Origin of the sequence: Prevotella sp. TCVGH, from assembly GCF_023522295.1 — a bacterium.
Taxonomy (GTDB): Bacteria; Bacteroidota; Bacteroidia; order Bacteroidales; family Bacteroidaceae; genus Prevotella; species Prevotella timonensis.
The window spans coordinates 1-1,723 of the sequence record NZ_QFFX01000133.1 but is presented as its reverse complement, the minus strand read 5'-3'; the positions used below and the strand labels follow the sequence as shown (position 1 = coordinate 1,723).

General features: G+C 50.6%; 1 rRNA gene. It reads left to right on the top strand.

The window, feature by feature from the left end:
• Positions 1–174: 174 nt before the first annotated feature.
• Positions 175–1,706: ribosomal RNA gene (locus DEM91_RS12430) — 16S ribosomal RNA — on the top strand.
• Positions 1,707–1,723: the final 17 nt, after the last annotated feature.

Below are 1,723 nucleotides of genomic sequence, written 5' to 3'. Positions count from 1 at the left end.
TAAATACATAGGTAACAAGTTTTACGAACCGTTCAATTCATTAGAAAAGAACTAAGGTGAGAATACTTTTAAATTCTGGAGTTTCGTTCTGAACAGAGACAACGAAGTTGGTTGAGATAGGGGTATATGGCGTAAGCTTTATATGTTTTATCTTTTCCATTTCAAATATATTTTACAATGTAGAGTTTGATCCTGGCTCAGGATGAACGCTAGCTACAGGCTTAACACATGCAAGTCGCAGGGTAACATGAGGAAAGCTTGCTTTCCTTGATGACGACTGGCGCACGGGTGAGTAACGCGTATCCAACCTTCCCATAACTACGGGATAACCCGTTGAAAGACGGCCTAATACCGTATGATATCGTTTGCTGACATCAAATAACGATTAAAGGTTTAGCGGTTATGGATGGGGATGCGTCTGATTAGCTTGTTGGCGGGGTAACGGCCCACCAAGGCGACGATCAGTAGGGGTTCTGAGAGGAAGGTCCCCCACATTGGAACTGAGACACGGTCCAAACTCCTACGGGAGGCAGCAGTGAGGAATATTGGTCAATGGGCGAGAGCCTGAACCAGCCAAGTAGCGTGCAGGATGACGGCCCTATGGGTTGTAAACTGCTTTTATGTGGGGATAAAGTGCGTGACGTGTCATGCATTGCAGGTACCACATGAATAAGGACCGGCTAATTCCGTGCCAGCAGCCGCGGTAATACGGAAGGTCCGGGCGTTATCCGGATTTATTGGGTTTAAAGGGAGCGTAGGCTGTCTATTAAGCGTGTTGTGAAATATACCGGCTCAACCGGTGGCTTGCAGCGCGAACTGGTCGACTTGAGTATGCAGGAAGTAGGCGGAATTCATGGTGTAGCGGTGAAATGCTTAGATATCATGACGAACTCCGATTGCGCAGGCAGCTTACTGTAGCATAACTGACGCTGATGCTCGAAAGTGCGGGTATCAAACAGGATTAGATACCCTGGTAGTCCGCACGGTAAACGATGGATGCTCGCTATTCGTCCTATTTGGATGAGTGGCCAAGTGAAAACATTAAGCATCCCACCTGGGGAGTACGCCGGCAACGGTGAAACTCAAAGGAATTGACGGGGGCCCGCACAAGCGGAGGAACATGTGGTTTAATTCGATGATACGCGAGGAACCTTACCCGGGCTTGAACTGCCAGCGAACGATACAGAGATGTTGAGGCCCTTCGGGGCGCTGGTGGAGGTGCTGCATGGTTGTCGTCAGCTCGTGCCGTGAGGTGTCGGCTTAAGTGCCATAACGAGCGCAACCCTTTTCTTTAGTTGCCATCAGGTGATGCTGGGCACTCTATGGATACTGCCACCGTAAGGTGTGAGGAAGGTGGGGATGACGTCAAATCAGCACGGCCCTTACGTCCGGGGCTACACACGTGTTACAATGGGGCATACAGAGTGTTGGCTTAACGCAAGTTTGGTCTAATCTTCAAAGTGTCTCCCAGTTCGGATTGGGGTCTGCAACCCGACCCCATGAAGCTGGATTCGCTAGTAATCGCGCATCAGCCATGGCGCGGTGAATACGTTCCCGGGCCTTGTACACACCGCCCGTCAAGCCATGAAAGCTGGGGGTGCCTGAAGTCCGTAACCGTTAAGGAGCGGCCTAGGGCAAAACTGGTGATTGGGGCTAAGTCGTAACAAGGTAGCCGTACCGGAAGGTGCGGCTGGAACACCTCCTTTCTGGAGACGAAACAACG